Source organism: Rickettsia tamurae, assembly GCF_000751075.1.
GTDB lineage: Bacteria > Pseudomonadota > Alphaproteobacteria > Rickettsiales > Rickettsiaceae > Rickettsia > Rickettsia tamurae.
The window spans coordinates 147,863-166,696 of sequence record NZ_CCMG01000014.1 but is presented as its reverse complement, the minus strand read 5'-3'; the positions used below and the strand labels follow the sequence as shown (position 1 = coordinate 166,696).

Here is an 18,834-nt window from a genome sequence, read left to right as displayed (position 1 = left end):
AAAACCCTCGAAGTCATCCCTACGAAGGCACATGGGTGTCAACTTAAGGAAAATGTCATCCCGTGGCTTGACCACGGGATGACAGAGGTGAAATTGATCCACGCAACAATGCCCGCTTGCAATGACGATAAAACCATTCATGCAATAATGCCGTTTTACGAAAACAATTTTCCAATTCCGCTACGTAATAGATTCTTAGGATTCATTTTACTGGCTTTTTTCATCATCTCGCTTATTTGCTTATATTGCTTTAGCAAAATATTTACCTTTTGTACCGTAGTCCCTGCTCCAGCAGCTATACGTTTTCTACGAGAAGCATTGATTATATCGGGATTCTTACGTTCTTTCAGCGTCATGGATAAAATAATTGCTTCTTGATGTTCAATTATTTTACTATTTAATTTTGATTGATCTATTTGATCCATAATTTTACCGCTACCCGGTAACATGCTAAGTATACTTCCAAAACCTCCCATTTTTTTTATACTTCTCATTTGCTGAAGATAATCATTTAAATCAAACTTACCTTTTTTTAATTTAGCTGCCGTTTTTTCGGCTTCTTCTCTATTAACAATACTAGCTGCTTTTTTAACAAAAGAGATAATATCACCCATATCAAGTATTCGAGAAGCTAAATGTTCAGCATCGAATTCTTCTAAATCGGTTAGTTTTTCACCGCTACTTAAAAATTTAATCGGCTTTTTAGTAATATATTTTACGCTAAGTGCTGCACCGCCTTTAGAATCGCCGTCAATTCTAGATAAAATTAATCCTGAAATCTCTAACTTTTCATTAAAGCTACTTGCCGTGACTACTGCATCCTGCCCTGTCATACTATCGATTACTAACAAAGTTTCCGTAGGCTCTACTATCTTTTTTATTGCAAGAGCCTCCTCCATCATCTCTTTATCAATTTGTGTACGACCTGCCGTATCATAAATTACGACATCATAAGCAGAAATTTTAGCCTCAGCAATAGCTCTTTTGACAATATCGAGGGGTTTCTCACCTTGCACAATAGGTAATGAATTAATCTGTACTGAGTTTGCAAGTATAGCGAGTTGCTCTTGTGCTGCCGGTCTGTAAGTATCCAGAGAAACAAGTAAAACTTTTTTATTTTGATTTTTAAGTCGTAAAGCAAGCTTACTACTTGCCGTAGTTTTACCGCTCCCTTGCAACCCTACCATTAGGAAATTTACAGGCGGCTTTGAATTTAAATTTAGCTTTGTCTCACTTTCACTTGAAGCTAAGAGATTTATCATCTCTTCATGGATAATTTTAATTATCATCTGCCCAGGTGAAACAGACTTAATAACCTCCTGCCCTAAAGCTTTTTGTTTAACTTCCGCTATAAAATCTTTTATCACCGGTAATGCAACATCCGACTCTAAAAGAGCCACTCTTATATCCCGCATAGCAGCATCTATTTGGGCTTCCGTCAAAATTCCTGAGCTAACTAGCTTATCAAAAATCTTCGTTAAATTTTGTGTTAAAGTTTTAAACATGTAAGTAATTTAATTTATAAATATAAAGTTCCTAGAACCTAATATATACTACGAGTAAATGAACAATAGTCAAAATAAAACATAAATTAAATTTATATTCGAGAGGGAAGCCGCTTTCCATCTTGAATATTTATTAACTATTTTTTTAAAAAAAGGAGTGTATTTCTCCAATATATTTTGTTGTTTTATGGATAACGTAGAAAGGAACGGAGGGATATCGTGTTAATTACTAGAAAACTCATTCACCACTAATATATAACTTGTTTTTAAGTCCAAATCATAATCAATGGTATTATATATTAGCTTTTTTATGTCGGTAAATTTTTGTAGTAAATAGGAAGGATGCTTATTTGGCAGTTTATTAAAAATCTTGTTTTCTAAATCTAGAAGTTCAATATTAATGTTAGCAGATTTTTTAAGAATTCTATTCATTAATAATAATAAATTATCAATAAAATCTAGCCATAATTCTCGGTCTTTAGTAGTAAAACGATTAATAAAATCTAACGTTTCGTTATCTGCTATCGGCTGAATAAACTGAAGATATAAATCATTTCGAGCATTAGGTAGAGGAGATCTAACATTAACTTTAAAACATCTTGATCTAATTGTAGATATAATACTTGCAGCTCTTGAGGTAATTAAAAAAATGTAACTATTCTTTGGTGCATCTTCAAGAATTTTTAAGCATGAATTTGCCGCATTCAAATTCATAAGATCCGCCGAATAAATTACTGCAACTTTATAACCTGAGATTGCAGAAGTTTTACTTAAGAAGTCTTGTAATTTTCTTATTTGTTCAATAGAAATATTTTTAGCATTAGATATAGCTGAAGTTTCCCTAGCGATGAAATGATAATCAGGATTGTTTTCAAGAGGAATGCTATTCTTAAAAAGCTTAATATATATAAAATCTTCTAAATCTTTTAAAACCTGCTCTATATTTTCGGCTTCGATAAGCCAACTATTGTATAGCTTATTATGTTTTAAGTTAAACTCTAGGCGTTCGATTATCAATGGTTGTAATATCGTTATGAATTGTACTTAAGAAGTGTTCTATATCATTCCGGCTTTTGCAGAGCATTGTTGCATGAGCCGGTTTTTCTAGTGTCACCCCGCAAGCTTGTAACGGGGTTCGGAAATTATCAGTACTATAAGTTACTTCTTTTAATTACAAGCTTCTTTCATTTTTCTTCCGGCTCTAAAAGTAGGTTGATTGTAAGCATCTATTTTCATTTTTGCTCCGGTTTTTGGGTTACGACCCTCACGTGCTTTTCTATGATGTATTTCAAATGAACCGAAACCTGTTATATTAATATTATGGTGGCTCTTTATAGCACTAATCACACTATCAAGAACTAAATTAAGTGCTTTCTCGGCATCAGCTTTTGTTAATGTTTTATGTGAAGCATGTTTATGATTATGACCATGGTCGGTCATAAATGCTATAAATTCGGTTTTATTCATTTTTTTTGGTTCTTTTTTGTTATGTGTACTCATGATAAAATCAACTCTCTTTTAATGGGTTAATATTATGTATTAATGTTTTTTTATAAACAATATATACAACTGGCAATAATATACATCAATATATTTTTTATGTGAGTTAATTATAACAAACTACCTACATACTGCAAATGCCAGTTATTTACAAAGTTTAAAATATATAGTTATTATATTAATTTATAGAAAAATGTAGCCATTTTACATCAGTTATACTGTTAAAACTATCTTAACCAAGTAATTAAAGTGAAAATTTATCATTAAAACCCTAATTTATTGTCAATAGTAAATTACAAAAACTAATTTTCTACCCTGTAAAAAATTATAAGTTTTTTAATAAAAAACAATATATACTTAATTTATATAAAAAGTGAAACCGTCTTTCACCTTTTATATAGAATATTTCTAACCGAATAGCAGATTATGTAATAATTCGCTATTCATATTAATTTAGAATAAAATTTTTAAAGAAACATATATTAAATCCAATGTTATTGTCTGAAATTTGTATTAAGCGTCCTGTCTTTGTTACGGTTTTGAGTTTGGTTATCGTAGCTCTTGGAGCAATTTTTTTTACCAAACTACAAATTAGAGGAACTCCGGATATTTCAGTTCCCATTATAAATATAAATGTCGAAGCTCATTATGCAGGTACCGATTTTATATATGGGAAAAGAAATAACGACGCATATAGAAAAAGCTTTAAAGACGGTTAAAAATTTAGATTATATAACTTCTCAAAGTTCCACCGGCAAAAGTAGTATTACTTTATCATTTTTACTATCTACCGATATTGAAATAGCATTAAACGATGTTCGTTCTAAAATATCGGATATTACTTATATGTTCCCGCAAGATATGAAAGCCCCGTCAGTTGCAAAACTTGATGCCGATAGTTTCCCAAGCCTCTTCATAAGTGTTGAAAGTGATCAATATAGCGATTTAGAATTAACTCTTGAAGGTTCTTTATCTACAACACCGGAAGAATTCGGCAATATTATTCTAAAAGTACAAAACAGAGGTATCATAAAATTACGAGATATAGCGAAAATATCTTTAATTTCTCCCGATGAGGACATAATTTTTAGATATAACGGCAAAAGCTCCATTGCTCTTGGTCTTATAAAAGAATCAAAAGCTAACGTCATAGATTTATCAAATGAAGTAACTAAAGAACTAGAAAGAATTAAAGAATCCATGCGTATGGGTATCGCATATGATGGAGCAACGCCTGTAAAAGCATCAATTTATGCAGTATTTCAAACAATTTTTGAAGCTTTAATATTAGTAGTTTTAGTCACTTATTTATTTCTTGCTTCTGCTAAAATTACCTTAATTCCGTTTGTGACGATTCCGGTATCGTTGATCGGTACTTTTAGCGTAATGTATGCTTTTGGATTTTCTATTAATATATTTACGCTCCTTGCTATGATACTTGCTATAGGTTTAGTAGTTGACGATGCAATAGTTATACTCGAAAACATTTTTAGATATAATGAAATGGGGCATAAACCCATGGAAGCGGCTATGCTTGCTTCTAAAAAAATCGGCTTTGCAATCATTGCTATGACTATTACGCTTGCTGCCGTATTTTTACCCGTCGGTTTTATAGAGGGTTTTATCGGGAAATTATTTATTGAATTTGCTTGGACTTTAGCATTTTGTGTTTTGTTCTCAGGATTTGTCGCTTTAACTTTAACTCCTATGATGTCAAGTCGTATGGTTACAAAACATAATACGGACTTACCGAAATTCTTAGTAAAGTTTAACGACATTCTACAATTTATTCAAAATAAATATATTTACTATCTAAAGCTAACTTTTGACAATAAAAAGAAATTTGTCATCATTATTGCATCATCATTTATAGTGCTAATTATTAGTTTTAAATTTACTCAAAAAATTTTCGTACCTCAAGAAGATGACGGATTTTTACAAATTTCTCTTAAAGGACCTGAAGGTTCTAGTTTAGAATCTTCTACTAAAGTAGTGAAAGAAGCCGAAAAAATCCTTGCTAATTATAAAGATATATTAGGTTATCTGATGGTAATAGGTGCAGGCGGTGGCGATAATGTTTTTGGATTCATTCCGTTAAAAGATTGGGGTGAGCGTTCTCGTTCCTAAGAAACTATTAAGAATATGTTAAATAAGCAGTTTTCCGAAATACCGGGCATGTCGATTTTCGCTATGGATCCACGTTCAATGGTTAGCGGGAATGCAAGTAACCCTATCGAGTTTACTATTCAAACGAACCTTGAATATGATGATCTAGATAAAATATCACAACAATTTATTGATATTGATATAATGAAAACAAATCCTATTTTCTTAAACGTCAATAGAAATTTACAATCGGCAATGCCGACTATAAGTATAGAAGTCAACTGTGATAAGGCTTATTTATACGGAATGGATTTGGCAAATATAGGCAGAACGGTACAATATTTACTTGCAGGTCAACAAATCGGGGATTTTAGAATGGGTAATGATTTATATGACGTTATATTACAATTTAATCAAAAAGATCGAAAAGATATTAGCGATTTTAGTAAAATTTTAATCAGAGCAAAAAATAATAATATGTTACCGCTTGAATCGATAGCTAATATTACGGAAAAAATATCAGTAAAATCATATAGTCATTATAATAATTTAAAATCCGTTACTATTTCTTCCGATCTTGCTCCTGACGGAAAAATTGATGATGCAATTAATGAAATCAATAAAATAGCTGCCAAGTTACTTGATCCTAGTAATACTATAATTGAATATATCGGAGAAATTAAACAAATGAGAGAGGCAGACAGTAATATGCTTATAACATTTGTGTGTTTGCTCTTATATTTATCTATTTAGTGCTTGCAGCTCAATTTGAAAGCTTTACTGACCCTTTATTAATATTACTCGCCGTACCTTTCTCAATAACCGGCGGTGTACTTGCTCTCTGGCTTGCCGGTAATAGCCTTAAATAGTAATATCGGACTTATTACTTTAATTGGATTAATTACTAAGAATTCTATTATGATAGTAGAATTTGCTAATCAGCTAAGAGAAAAAGGAGTAAAGGTTCAAGAAGCTATAATAGAATCCTCAAAACTTCGCTTGCGTCCAATTCTTATGATTACCCTTGCTGCTGTAGTCGGAGCTTTACCTCTAGTTTTTGCAGACGGGGCCGGTGCTGCTGCTCGTAATTCTATAGGTTTTGTAATAGTTGGAGGATTAAGCATCGGTACTATATTTACAATTTTTGTTATACCTGTAATATATCAAACTTTTAAGAAGGATTAATAAATTATAGAATTATTTAATTTAGTCACACTTTTATTTGGCTCATTTCCAATTATTGTTACCATACTTTATATAATTATAGGCTTTTGTGGTGTATATTCTTTCCTTTGTTTAGGTAAGCTATTTTGTAAACCCGGAATAGAAAAGGCAAAGTAAACGCCTTTTCGTCATTGAGCTAACCAACTAAAGGTGTTGTTGTATGACTCAAAAAACCCACGGGGTGACACTGAGACTGATCCACACCACAACCTCACCTGTGCTATAGCAGTTATTGCTGCTGTTTCAGCACGTAATATATTACTTCCTAAACTTATAGATTTTGTATTCTTATATGAGGCAAGAAGTTCCAGCTCATCATTAGTAAAGCCTCCCTCCGGTCCTACAATAATAGTTATACTCGATGAACTTGAAAAATTGGCTACGTCGTCTTTGTAAGTCCTCAGATGCTCACGTATTAGTATACGCTTCGCTCCTCGGCTTACAGACTCCTTGCCCTTTTCCAAGTTGTTCTTCGTATAACCCCTCTTCATTTCGCAAGAGTATATATTACTAAGTGATGATAAAATTCGTAATATAGAATTTTCTTCTTTTTCATGTTCATTAGCATATAACATCAAATTATTATTCTTTTTAAGATAATCTTGTATTGTGATAGCTTTTTCAATTATCGGGGGAGTAAGACGTTCTGATTGCTCTGTTGCCTCAATTACACATTTTGTTAAACGTTCGATATTTACCGATCTAAATTGACATCGCCTAGTAATTAACGGAATAATTTTAGTTATACCGAGTTGCGTAGCCATATTTATTGCAAGCATTAATTTATCTTGCTTTATTATAGATATAGCAAGAATTAAAGTAGATTCTGTATAAGGCTTTTTTAACTGTTCTTTAAGCCTAACCGATAAGTTATACTTACCTATATCGGTAATTTGTGCTAAAAATTCTCCATCCGTACCGTTAAAGATACGCAAGCCATCATTTACTTTAAGACGTAGCACCGTTTTAACATAATGAACATGATCACCTGCTAATTCTATCTTGCTATTTTCAGCTAAACGACTATTAATATAAATACGATTATATTTCATATATTTAGTACTATGGACGATAAAAAAGATAATAATATATCAGAAGAAGAAAATTTGCCAAAAGAAAAAGAAATTGGCGGTGTTAAAGGTCTAGAACCGACAAGATACAGCGATTGGCAACATAAAGGTAAAGTCACGGATTTCTAATATTATGCCATCATTTGAGCAAATTAAGGTTTTACCTTACCAGCCGCAGAAATTGTTTGATTTGGTGTGGGATGTAGAGTCTTATCCTAAATTCTTGCCTTGGTGTGCCGCCGCTAGAATCATTTCAGAAAATAATCAAGAGGTTATTGCCGAATTAGTAATTCAGTTAAAAGGCTTTTCAGAAAAATATAACTCACGGGTTACAAGCGAAATAACAGATGATGGAATATATTTGATTAATACGGTAGCTATTTCAGGACCTTTTGAATATTTAAAAAGTACTTGGCAATTTGTTCCATGCACAGCAGAAACTGAATTAAAATTCTTTATTGATTTTAAAATGAAGTCCGTAATACTGGATAAATTAATCGGCACTTATTTTACCAAAGCAACCGAAAAAATGATTGTGGCTTTTGAAAAGAGAGCCAAAGAGGTTATTAAACAAAAAAGAGTAAGGTTATAGATCTATAACCTTACTCTCTAGAAAATTTTGTATTTAGTTACTAGGCAATATCAGATATATATCCTTCATCTCCTAAGATTTGAGTTTGATCATCATTAAGATTACTATAATCAAGGCTATAAAACTGCTCTTCTTGTTCTTCGCTAGTACTAGAAGTATGATAATTAAACAATGATTCATAAGCTTCATTTATTTCAGCATATTTCTGTATTTCTTTTGAAAGTTCTACTTCTTTATTTTGCATGGCTTTCTCTGTACCATGCCATAACTTACTTGTCAAATTTGGCTTGTATTCTGCTAATTGCTTATTTTTGTAACTTTCTCTCCTTTCAACAGTTTCTAAACTTAAAGCTTTTTCAATATCTTCACTTGAATAGCCATTTTGTATTAGCTGCTGAATAATACAACCATGTAAAGAAATAATACTAGTATCTAGAACTAATTTATTTGTATACTGTCCTTCCACGCCAGGTATTTCCTGATATAACGCACGATCTGTTGATTCTACTATTTCATAACCACCATTATGTTTGTAACCAACGCCGTCTTCCGTTAAACTTAAGGTTGGCACACGAGTTATTTCATTAGATATTATCTTACCGTTTATTCCTTCAATATATTTACCGGTAAATTTATCTATACCATTTTTATCTATAGCAGTACCGTATACAAAACTTCCTAACCCCGAAATAGCCAAATACTCTTCAACCTTAGTTGTTTCATGAGCTTTAGTAAAAAGCTTTATTTGTTCATTACTATCCATAATGCCTTTTGCCCCATAACTAGTACCAAAAACAGCCCCTGTTATTAAAGGTATTTTGCTTAGCCAACTACTAGATGAAAAAAAACTACTTATTCCTGCAAGAAAACTTCCTGATGCTAATTTTGTATAAAAACTATAATCTGTTTTTGCTTTTTCTATTAAAGATAAGTAAGTAATAGGTTTATTACTTCCGAATAAATTTCGTACTAATAATGTAAACATAGTTTATCTCCTTTTTTAAGTTACCATACTTCATGGTTTTTTAAACATAACGCAAATGTACTATATAACAAGGATAACCAGATGTCAATCTTTATTTAATAATAAGTTAATTAATATTAGTCTTGACATTTTTTAGAAAAAACCATATTTTATGGTAATACCAAAAAAAAGAGGTAGATATGTCTAAGCACAAAAATTCTAAACATATTAGCACTAAAAAACTTGCTTATATAGGGTTAGACCTCGCATATAAAACAGATGATTTAAATGTTTATAATCTAGAAGCATCAAAGGTCAATGAACAATTAACAGATAGCGGCTGGGAAATACTGACTGCTTCATGTGATCATGTCAGCACTGCTAAATATGGTTATAAAGCCGTCGCATTTATAAATAAAGAAACTAAAGAAGTTCATATTGCTAGTGCCGGCACAAAATTCAATATATATGATTTATTAGATGACGGGCTTATCACTCTTCACTATTTACCTACTAAACTAACTCCGCTTCAGGAATTTGTTAATGAAGTAATTAACAAATTAGGCGGCTTAAATAAAGCCATAGAATATAGTTTTAATACTAGCGGTCATTCACTTGGAGCAATAATTGCAGATTTAACCTCAGTAGAAATACATTCTCGCAACTTACATTTTAATAAATCTACAACTTTTGACAGCCCTGGCTCAAAACCGATAATTGAAAGAGCCATCAAAAAAAATTTCTTTACCGGAAAAGTAATAACTCCAATAGAAGAGCTAGCCACCCATTCCAAGATATATAATGCAAAACATAATCTTATTAATATTACTAATAAGCATTTGGGAAAAACAACAATGGTACTTCCTGGTAAAAAAACAGAACTATCACCATCAGAAGAATGGGCATCATATTTATATAATTTTGCCAAACAAAAAGTTACAAAATACCTAGGAATTAATGGAATAGTTGAAGGCTTTGAGGAAATAATAGCCGGAATCAGTAAACATGGACTTGTTAATTTCTCTGATTTTAAACAGAATATTACTTTAACCGTAGATGATTGGGAAGCAGGAATACAAAAATATGCTAAAAATACTCTAAATTTAAAAAATAATTTATATAATAGAATAGTTAAAACTGAAACTGGAGCTAATTTAGTTGAGATGTATAATGATTTTCAAAGCTGCAGTCAAGAATACGCTCAAGAAGTCAAAACAACAGGAGATATAAGTAATTATCATCTATATCCTCTAGTATGTTAAATAAAAAAATAACAATTTATATAAAAGGCGGAAACCGTCTTTCGCCTTTCATATTGATTATTTCTTATTTAGAGCAACTAAATAGATTTCCGTAGATTCGCTGCGGCTGGATGAAGGTTTAAAATGTTTCACCGTTCTAAATTCACGCTTCACTTTATTTAATAATTCGTTTTCTGCACCACCACGAAAAATTTTAGCAATAAAATGACCGGAGGGCTTTAGTACTTTTAAAGCAAATTCAAAAGCTTGCTCACATAAAAGTAAGGTTCTTATATGGTCTGTAGCTTTATGACCTATGGTATTTGATGCCATATCACTCATTACTATATCAGCTCTACCGTCTAAAGCCTGAATAATTAATTCTTCCGTATCTTCTTCAAAAAAGTCCTTTTGAAAAAATTCAACTCCGGCAATAGGTTCGATTTCTAATAAATCTATAGAGATTATTTTATTATTTAGGCTATTATCCGAAGCTTTAATAAGCTTGGAAGCTACTTGACTCCATCCCCCAGGAGCTGCCCCTAAATCAACAATTTTCATGTTAGGAGTAAAAAGTTTAAATTTTTCATGAATTTCAAGTAGTTTATATGCAGCTCTCGACCTAAAGCCTTCAATGCGTGCTTTTGCAACATACGGATCGTTTAATTGGCGTTTTAACCAGTTATTAGAGGAAACGGTACGTTTTTTAGAAGTCTTGACTCTAACGAATTTATTTCTATAACCGCTTAAATTATTTGTCATAAAATCTTTAATGAATAATAAGTAGACGAAGTTTAATTTGGAAAAGAGCAAGGAATCCACAAGACGAGGAACGGAGCGTATACTTAATACGTGAGTACCGGAGTACTTGTAGGATGACGTAGCCAATTTTTCAAATTAAACGAGTATACTCTTTTGCTATTTTATCTAATACAGAATTCACAAAACCGATCTCATGTTCATTTAACATGTAATTTGCTATATCCGTATATTCGTTGATTACTACTTTAGCAGGCGTAGTAGGGCAAAATAATAGCTCACATATACCGGCACGCAATAAAGCTCGGAGTAAGATCGGCATATGTGCAGGATCTTTATCATTTGTTAAATGATTGTCTATAATTTCGTCTAGTTTATTAATATTTTCAAATACTGACTTTACCAGCATTTTAAAATGACTTATACTTAATGATATTTTTAAATTCTCCGGTAAATCTGTTATAGAATTATTATTTTGATAAAAAGAAAGTATATTTTGCATGATATCATCCATATCGTCGTTATTTTGCAATATGTTTTGATAAATAGCTTGCACTGCTGCAATACGTGCAATCGACTTTTTATTAATTTTATTTGAACTCATAGAGAAAAGAAATTTAAAATTTAATTTTCGTCATTGCGAGTGAGTATTACGTTCAGTGTCATACCGTGGCTTGACCACGGTATCCAGAAAAAAAATAAAAAAAGACTGGATCCCGCGATCAAGTCGCGGGATGACATTAAGAAACTCAAACCCTGCAACAATATCACTCACAATGACGAAATGATATCTGTAACCTTGCAATTTATACCTTAAAATAATTTATTAGTAAACTTATAAAATTTTTATGCTCTCTATAATCGGATTTATTATAACAATTAGTATCTTGGTATTTATCCATGAGTTTGGGCATTATTGCATTGCTAGATATTTTAATGTAAAAGTTGAGGAATTCTCGATAGGCTTCGGTAAAGAACTAATAGGTATTACCGACAAAAAAGGAGTTAGGTGGAAGATTTGTCTTATACCGCTTGGCGGCTATGTCAAGATTTACGGCTATGATCGCAGCCTTATGGATAAGACTGAAGAAATTAACGAAAAAGTAGCTTTTTATGCTAAATCTTGTTTAGAACGTTTTTTAATAGTTGCAGCAGGTCCGTTAATTAATTATTTACTTGCCGTAATAATATTTGCAGGTTTTTATTGTTACTTTGGAAAAACAGAGATTCCTCCTATAATAGGTGACGTAGTAGCTTCATCACCGGCAGAGAGAGCAAACTTAAGAGAAGGAGATAAAATTGTTAAGGTTAATGATAAATCTGTTAAAGATTTCGGGGACGTACAGAAAGAAATATTAATTAACGGCTTTAGTTCTTCTACTTTAACTATAGAAAGAAAAAATGAGGAATTTATCGTTAATATAATGCCTCAAGAAATAATTATATCGCCTCCCGAAGAAAAGAAAGTTAAGAAAACTCTTCGCATCGGTATTATAGCTAAAAATGAACCTATTCATACTAAAATAGGAATTTTAGGAGGATTTTGGGAAGCTATTAATACTACTATAGATATGTCTGCTTTAACTCTAAAAGCAATATCGCAAATGATTGTAGGAAAACGTTCATTCGATGAGATAGGAGGACCGGTAACTATTGCTAAAGAGTCAGGAAAATCTATAGCGGGGGGAGGTCAAATGTATCTATTATTTATAGCAATGCTTTCCGTTAATTTAGGGTTACTTAACTTACTACCTATACCGGTGCTTGACGGCGGACATTTAGTATTTATATTATATGAAGCAATTATAGATAAATTACCGAATCCTAAGACTAAAAATATTTTGTTACAATTAGGAGCAATAATCATAATTTTTCTTATTATAATTTCTGTTTCCAACGATATACAAAATTTGTTTTCCTAAATTATAGATTTGCTTGCTCTCGTTTACATTATCTACTATAGTGGACTACATTAATTACGTTTAAATGCATTAGTATAGGAGAGCTTTATCGTCATTGCGAGCAGCCGTAGACCTTGTTGCATGGATCGTTTTATGTCATTCCCGCGTAAGCGGGAATCCAGTAAAACATATAAAAAACAAGTTTTTTATATGTTTATTTTATCAAATATGTAACTTCTATATCAACATTTGAAGTTATTTTTCTGGATCCCCGCCTACGCGGGGATGACATCGAGTAGGTTTTTCGATCCATGCAACAACGCCGCAGCTATAGACTGTGTGGCAATCCAGAAAAAATAATAAAAAAATTCTGTAAACCAGAATTTTTTACTGGATTGCTTCGTCAATTGCTATGCAATTTTCTCGCAATGACGATGAATTTGTAACTAATGCACTAAACCATAGAATATTTAAATCTTAAAGAAGGTTTTAGGTGAAAATCAGATCAATTAGTAAGTTAACAATTTTATTATTAACGATTTTTTATTATCATATTTCATTAGCTGACTCTGTAATTCGTAAAATAACTATCGAAGGTAACCATAGGGTTGAGCGTTCTACTATTGAGAGCTATTTAAAGCTTAAGGTAGGAGAAACCTATAATAATTCTAAAGAAGATGAGGCAATAAAACGTTTATATGCCACCTCACTTTTTAGAAATATAAATATGCATATAACAAATGAGGGTAATTTAATAGTAAACGTTACTGAAACGCCTTTTATAAGTAGCGTAGTATTTAGCGGTAATTCTAAAATCAAAACTAATATGCTCGCTAAAGAAATTTATACAATGTCGGGCGAATCTCTTAGCCAAGCTAAAATTGAATTAGATGTAAAGAAAATATTAGAAATTTATAAACGTAGCGGACGTTTTGCTACCACGGTAACACCTAAAATCGAAAATTTAGAAAACAACAGAGTTAAGGTTATTTTTGATATAGCAGAAGGACCAAAAACCGGTATTAAATATATTTATTTTAGTGGTAATGAAAATTATAGTGATTCAGAACTTAAATCTATTGTTTTAACTAAAGAATCTCGTTGGTTTCGTTTTTTAGAAAGTAACGATACTTACGATCCTGATAGAGTGGAGTATGATAAAGAATTACTGAGAGAGTTTTATCAATCTGTAGGTTTTGCAGATTTTAGAGTAATTTCGGCATCGGCAGAACTCAATAATACTAAAGAATATTTCACCCTTACCTATTCCATTGAAGAGGGAGAAAAATATAGATTCGGTAATATTACAATAGACAATAAATTAACTAATATAGATATAACACCGCTTAATAAAATTGTTAATATTAAGCAAGGCAAGGTTTTCAATATGAAAAAGGTTGATGATATAGCTGAAAAAATCGGAGAATATTTTACAGCGAACGGTTACCCTGCAGTAAATGTTTATCCGGATATAATGAAAAATGCTAATCATACTGCAGATATTAAATTTATTATTGAGAAAGCCGACAAAGTTTATATTAATAAACTTAATATTATTGATAACCTTAAAACCGAAGACCATGTTATAAGAAGAGAATTTAAAACAGAAGAAGGTGATATAATCAATCGTTCATATATTGAAAAAGGTGAGTGTAATCTTAGAAATTTAGATTATTTTGAGAAAGTAGCAATTAGCTTAGCTCCGACTAAAGCTAAAGATAAATATGATGTTAACGTTGAAGTTGATGAAAAATCTACTTCCTCTATAGGTTTTGATTTAGGATATAATACTGCCGGCGGTTTATTCGGACGTTTCTCTTTCTTAGAGCGTAATTTAGTCGGTACCGGGAAACTGCTTAATGCCGGTGTACAAGTAAGTAAAAACACTACAAGCTATTACGGTGGTATTACCGAACCGCACTTTTTAGATCGTGATTTATCACTTGGCGTAAACGCATTTAGAAACTATACCGGACGCGGTGCTAGTGTATTAAATACAACTGATCAAAGCTATAAGTTACACTCTATAGGAGTCAAAACTTCTCTTGATTATGAAATTAAAGAGGATTTAGGTCACAAAATAGATTATTTAATCAAACGTGATATTTTAAGTGCTCCAATTCCATCAAGCTCAATATTCTTAAAGGAGCAAATGGGAAGATTCATTACTTCTGCTATAGGACATACTATTACTTATGATCAAACCGATAACAAAATTGTTCCAAAGAACGGTTATTTAGTAAGCGGCACACAAGAATTTGCCGGCGTTGGAGGTGACAACAAATATATAAAGCATGAAGTTGACGGTAAATATTATAAATCTTTCATACATAACAAGCTTACTTTAAAATTATCTGCTTCCGGAGGCGATATTGCAGGGCTTGGAGGAAAAATTATTAGAATTTCCGATCGCTTTAGTTTAGGTGATTATAGTTTAAGAGGCTTTGCAAGCGGTGGTGTAGGACCTCATGAAAAGGTCACTAACGAAGGACTTGGCGGTGAGCGATATTACATATTCTCAACAGAGCTTAATTTTCCAACACCTGTACCTGAGGAATTTAATTTAACCGGTGCAGTCTTTATGGATTTAGGAAGCGTTTGGGGAGTAGGTCTAAATAAGAAACAATATCAAACTCCAAACGGTTTTTTTAACGATAAATCGCTTAGAGCTTCCGTTGGTTTCGGCTTTATTTGGGTAACACGTTTTGCACCGATCAGAATGGATTGGGGTTTCCCGGTTAAGAAGAAGCAATATGATGATACGCAACATTTCCATTTAAGATTTTCTACGCATTTATAAAGATGTTTCATTGTCACCCCGTGGCTTGACCACGGGATCCAATTAAGGATGCTAGTCTTTAGCATTTTAAAATTTTTTTATTAGATTGCCACGCTCCCTGCCAGTCGCTCGCAATGACGAAACATGTCTCGTAGGAATCCATATCTCAGCATAATATAATCATATTTCAGCCAATGTAGCTCAGCTGGTAGAGCAACGCATTCGTAATGCGTAGGTCTGGGGTTCAAATCCCCACATCGGCACCATTTTCTAAATAAAACTATAGCCCTATTTTGTGATAGGCGTGGTAGAACCTGATATACTAATAATGTTTAGAAAAACGCATTCTATGTCATTCCTGTAAGACATTGTTGCGTGGATAGAAAAACACATTCGTGTCATACCGTGGCTTGACCATGGTATCCAGAAAAATAACTTAAAATACTAATAATTTATCATCACCATCAATCCAAGTGGTCAAAAATCCAGCATCTAAAGACCCTAAAGCGGCTTTAAAAAATGCTTATAAAATAAGTAATGATACTGAAAGACTTATTGCTGTTGATATAAAAAATGACCAGTTTGTAATATTTGATAATACAAGTGGTAATGTATATCATGGTCATATAAGGACATATAAAGAAATAGAGAGAAACGCTGTTTTAAAAAATAACCTAATAAAAACAAATGGTAAAATTATAAAATAGGTACATTAAAAGTATATGTTAGTTAATGAAGAAGAGTTTAAAAAACAACCCGATGTAATTAATCTTCCTGAATGGGAAAAGTCTTTTTATTATATTATAAATGTAGCTCATTATGAAAATTATGATGATGCGATGAATTGTATTATCAAAAATTTAAATAATCCTGAAGAATTAATACAAGCTGCGGCACTTCAAGCTTTAGGAATCTTAGCTTATAGGTTTAGCAATATTAAAGAAAAATTAATATTACCTATTTTGTTTAACAATTAAATAGTAAAAGTGAGAGAATATTATATGAAACTAAAGATACCTTAGAGCAAATTACTTACCATGTAATAAGATTAAGAAGAAAGATTTATTTGGAATATTTTAAAAATGGAATTGATTTTTTTACTGGAAAAACTTTAAAAAGATATACAGATAAAACACTAATGTTCTCCTTAAATAATGAAGAAGAAAAAGTAGAGTTTATTTTAAGTTTCTGTCAAAATTCTTTAAATTACAAAGAAGCATTAGAGGTCTGCCTGTATTTTCTTGAAAAAAAAGAAAATGAACAAATATATAAAACTGCTTTTCAAGGACCCAGTTATATAGTAATCAGATTTAAAAAAATAGATTTTGATATTATATTACCGTTTATTAAAAAATTTATAAATCTAGATAAAAGTTGTGTTCATATTTATACAGACTCTTTTTTAGTTAATATAGCAATTATGATACCTGAACTAAGAGAAAAAGTAATACCCACCTTACTTAAAGGAGATACAAGCCTTAAATCATTGAACATGGCTTTATTGCATGGTATCGGTTAAAGGTTTGATATTACTAAAGAATATGGTCATAAGACTGGTCATCACCCAGATGCTCACATTGATTTAGAGGAATGGACAAAATGGGAAGAATTTTTTAAATCTAAAAAATATTATGAAACATAGAATGATGTGGCTTTTATCTCCTGCACTTAGATGGGAGATATTTGCTACTTTTAAAGCGTTAGCCAATAAAGAATTACAGTTAACAAAATGGGTAGATTCTAAATATAAGCATTCTTTTTGGGATGAATTATGCTTTTGTATTGATACGCTTTTTAATGATGCAAATGCTTTAGACAAAACATCACAAATTAAAATTGGTCTTATTATGTATATCAAGAAGAAGTAGAAAAAGTAAATAAATTCAGTCATTTCTTTTATGATTTAACAGAAGAAATAGAAGGCGAAAAGCCAGATATAGAATATTACGGTCACCCACAGTGGCAAAAGATTATCGATGACGCAACAGAACTAGTAGAGATAATGAAGCAAAATAAAGCTAATGATTTCAGTGAATGTTTAGCTCAATTCAATCAATTTTATAGATGGATATGAGGATTATGACGATTTTGCTATAGCAGAAAATACTAAAAATGGTTATAAACTAAGATAAGTAATTCAAGTTAGTGAAAATATATCCCTGTTCTAAATTCTTATAACTGTATACTCTTAAGCAGTTACAGCCGTTTAGAGCAGGAATTGTTATTAAAAGCGATGCAGCAAACATACTTTAATATCACCAAAACCTCGAAGCATACTAGGGTACTTAACGAACTATCTAGCGGGGTATTTTGTGCAGTATGTAGTCATTACCCTATTGGTACAGCACTTTACAGTGTGCAGCGAGCAGTTACAACTATTGATGCGATCTCGAAGATAGACCCAATCATTAGTGATATTAAAGAGCAGGCAATTAATACTATCACCAAGCTAGCTGAACGAGCTAATGTTAGGCTGAACGGCAAAACAATAACCAGCCAACATGCAGCAACTCGTGATTCTTTAAGCCATAATATCGGCAAGATTGCAGCAACTACTTTGATGAACTTTATTAATTGTAAGGTCACCTTTAGTATTTTAAACTGGATCCCAATACAAATGAGCTAGGATGACAGGGTGGAATTGATCCATGCAACAACACCAATGCTACACGGGAATGACAATAAGGTCTTTTTAAGAGTGGTGTAAAACAAAACTACTTTTTTAGGCAATTCCATTATACTTTGTAAAGAATTATAAGTTTTTGCTAAAAAATAATATATACTTATATAAAAAGTGAAAGCCAATTTTTACCTTTTATATTCTCAACTTCTTAAGCCGAATAGCAGATTATGTAATAATTCGCTATTCGTGTTAATTAACTATTATCTTTTTTCTTGGAGGAATATAGATTGTTTCATCTTCAGCATGCGAAATCTTTTCTAAAAGTCCTATAAAACGGTCTTTATTAGGTACTAGCTTTACTATCGCCCACCCCTCTTCTATTGATTTCTTTATGCGTTCTATATCAGATTTATGCTCTGAAAAAGATATAACTTTTTGTGCTGGGTTTTGCATATTGATAAATCAATTATAGTTAATAAACATTATAGTAAATATTTTTTAATAAATCAATCACATATTTATTATTTGCTAAATATAAATAAAATGATTACCATATATTATGTCTTGTCT

General features: G+C 31.6%; 18 protein-coding genes, 1 tRNA gene and 3 pseudogenes. 13 read left to right on the top strand and 9 right to left on the bottom strand.

Features of this window, described 5'->3' with window-relative positions:
* Positions 1–155: 155 nt before the first annotated feature.
* The 3 genes from ffh to MB29_RS05410 form a co-directional block, all read right to left on the bottom strand.
* The gene (gene ffh / locus MB29_RS05420; RefSeq protein ID WP_032139369.1) at positions 156–1,505 is read right to left on the bottom strand and encodes a signal recognition particle protein; all 1,350 of its coding nucleotides are present in this window, start codon (positions 1,503–1,505) and stop codon (positions 156–158) included.
* 222 nt (positions 1,506–1,727) lie between these two features.
* A complete protein-coding gene (locus tag MB29_RS05415; protein ID WP_032139368.1) occupies positions 1,728–2,522 on the bottom strand; it encodes a DNA polymerase III subunit delta' in 795 nt (264 codons plus the stop codon).
* 150 nt (positions 2,523–2,672) lie between these two features.
* The gene (locus tag MB29_RS05410) at positions 2,673–3,005 is read right to left on the bottom strand and encodes an HU family DNA-binding protein (protein ID WP_008579420.1); all 333 of its coding nucleotides are present in this window, start codon (positions 3,003–3,005) and stop codon (positions 2,673–2,675) included.
* Between the two features lie 491 nt (positions 3,006–3,496).
* Between MB29_RS05410 and MB29_RS08625 the strand changes: the two are divergent.
* Both MB29_RS08625 and MB29_RS10415 read left to right on the top strand, forming a co-directional pair.
* Positions 3,497–6,296: pseudogene (locus tag MB29_RS08625) on the top strand (efflux RND transporter permease subunit).
* 15 nt (positions 6,297–6,311) lie between these two features.
* Positions 6,312–6,452, top strand: a pseudogene (locus tag MB29_RS10415) (DUF378 domain-containing protein); the annotation flags it as partial.
* An 11-nt stretch (positions 6,453–6,463) separates the two neighbouring features.
* Here the strand turns inward: MB29_RS10415 and MB29_RS08620 are convergent.
* Positions 6,464–7,387: a 16S rRNA (uracil(1498)-N(3))-methyltransferase gene (locus MB29_RS08620; RefSeq protein ID WP_037203164.1), complete on the bottom strand. Its 924-nt coding sequence runs from the start codon at positions 7,385–7,387 to the stop codon at positions 6,464–6,466.
* Positions 7,388–7,408: 21 nt separating this feature from the next.
* Here MB29_RS08620 and MB29_RS10410 point away from each other — a divergent pair.
* Positions 7,409–7,534, top strand: a pseudogene (locus tag MB29_RS10410) (DUF1674 domain-containing protein); the annotation flags it as partial.
* 4 nt (positions 7,535–7,538) lie between these two features.
* Positions 7,539–7,997 carry a type II toxin-antitoxin system RatA family toxin gene (locus MB29_RS05395; protein WP_032139367.1) on the top strand — a complete coding sequence of 153 codons (459 nt, stop codon included), beginning with the start codon at positions 7,539–7,541 and terminating at the stop codon, positions 7,995–7,997.
* A 40-nt stretch (positions 7,998–8,037) separates the two neighbouring features.
* Here the strand turns inward: MB29_RS05395 and MB29_RS05390 are convergent, their stop codons facing one another.
* Positions 8,038–8,982 carry a hypothetical protein gene (locus tag MB29_RS05390; protein ID WP_032139366.1) on the bottom strand — a complete coding sequence of 315 codons (945 nt, stop codon included), beginning with the start codon at positions 8,980–8,982 and terminating at the stop codon, positions 8,038–8,040.
* A 179-nt stretch (positions 8,983–9,161) separates the two neighbouring features.
* Between MB29_RS05390 and MB29_RS05385 the strand changes: the two genes are divergently transcribed.
* Entirely contained in the window at positions 9,162–10,223 is a 1,062-nt protein-coding gene (locus MB29_RS05385; RefSeq protein WP_032139365.1) for a hypothetical protein, read from the top strand.
* A 57-nt stretch (positions 10,224–10,280) separates the two neighbouring features.
* On the opposite strand, the gene MB29_RS05380 is transcribed toward MB29_RS05385, so the two are convergent.
* The 3 genes from MB29_RS05380 to MB29_RS10405 form a co-directional block, all read right to left on the bottom strand.
* The gene (locus tag MB29_RS05380) at positions 10,281–10,964 is read right to left on the bottom strand and encodes an RlmE family RNA methyltransferase (protein WP_032139364.1); all 684 of its coding nucleotides are present in this window, start codon (positions 10,962–10,964) and stop codon (positions 10,281–10,283) included.
* A 130-nt stretch (positions 10,965–11,094) separates the two neighbouring features.
* Positions 11,095–11,565, bottom strand: a complete 471-nt coding sequence (gene nusB, locus MB29_RS05375; protein ID WP_032139363.1) for a transcription antitermination factor NusB — start codon at positions 11,563–11,565, stop codon at positions 11,095–11,097.
* Between the two features lie 30 nt (positions 11,566–11,595).
* The gene (locus MB29_RS10405; RefSeq protein ID WP_215426244.1) at positions 11,596–11,766 is read right to left on the bottom strand and encodes a palindromic element RPE4 domain-containing protein; all 171 of its coding nucleotides are present in this window, start codon (positions 11,764–11,766) and stop codon (positions 11,596–11,598) included.
* A 43-nt stretch (positions 11,767–11,809) separates the two neighbouring features.
* Between MB29_RS10405 and rseP the strand changes: the two genes are divergently transcribed.
* From rseP to MB29_RS05335, 8 genes are all read left to right on the top strand, one after another.
* On the top strand, positions 11,810–12,883 hold the full coding sequence (rseP, locus tag MB29_RS05370; RefSeq protein ID WP_032139362.1) for an RIP metalloprotease RseP: 1,074 nt from the start codon (positions 11,810–11,812) through the stop codon (positions 12,881–12,883).
* A 472-nt stretch (positions 12,884–13,355) separates the two neighbouring features.
* The gene (gene bamA / locus MB29_RS05365) at positions 13,356–15,662 is read left to right on the top strand and encodes an outer membrane protein assembly factor BamA (protein WP_032139361.1); all 2,307 of its coding nucleotides are present in this window, start codon (positions 13,356–13,358) and stop codon (positions 15,660–15,662) included.
* Between the two features lie 169 nt (positions 15,663–15,831).
* Positions 15,832–15,907, top strand: a tRNA-Thr gene (locus MB29_RS05360).
* A gap of 207 nt (positions 15,908–16,114) precedes the next feature.
* On the top strand, positions 16,115–16,348 hold the full coding sequence (locus tag MB29_RS05355) for a hypothetical protein (RefSeq protein ID WP_051965318.1): 234 nt from the start codon (positions 16,115–16,117) through the stop codon (positions 16,346–16,348).
* A gap of 15 nt (positions 16,349–16,363) precedes the next feature.
* Positions 16,364–16,618 (top strand): hypothetical protein, encoded by a 255-nt coding sequence (locus MB29_RS05350; RefSeq protein ID WP_032139360.1) that lies wholly within the window; start codon positions 16,364–16,366, stop codon positions 16,616–16,618.
* An 89-nt stretch (positions 16,619–16,707) separates the two neighbouring features.
* Positions 16,708–17,160: a hypothetical protein gene (locus tag MB29_RS05345; RefSeq protein WP_032139359.1), complete on the top strand. Its 453-nt coding sequence runs from the start codon at positions 16,708–16,710 to the stop codon at positions 17,158–17,160.
* A 112-nt stretch (positions 17,161–17,272) separates the two neighbouring features.
* On the top strand, positions 17,273–17,509 hold the full coding sequence (locus MB29_RS05340; RefSeq protein WP_032139358.1) for a hypothetical protein: 237 nt from the start codon (positions 17,273–17,275) through the stop codon (positions 17,507–17,509).
* A gap of 365 nt (positions 17,510–17,874) precedes the next feature.
* Entirely contained in the window at positions 17,875–18,267 is a 393-nt protein-coding gene (locus tag MB29_RS05335) for a hypothetical protein (RefSeq protein ID WP_032139357.1), read from the top strand.
* A gap of 246 nt (positions 18,268–18,513) precedes the next feature.
* Here the strand turns inward: MB29_RS05335 and MB29_RS05330 are convergent, their stop codons facing one another.
* Positions 18,514–18,717, bottom strand: coding sequence for a DUF2674 domain-containing protein (locus MB29_RS05330; protein ID WP_011271433.1), 204 nt, complete (start codon positions 18,715–18,717; stop codon positions 18,514–18,516).
* Positions 18,718–18,834: the final 117 nt, after the last annotated feature.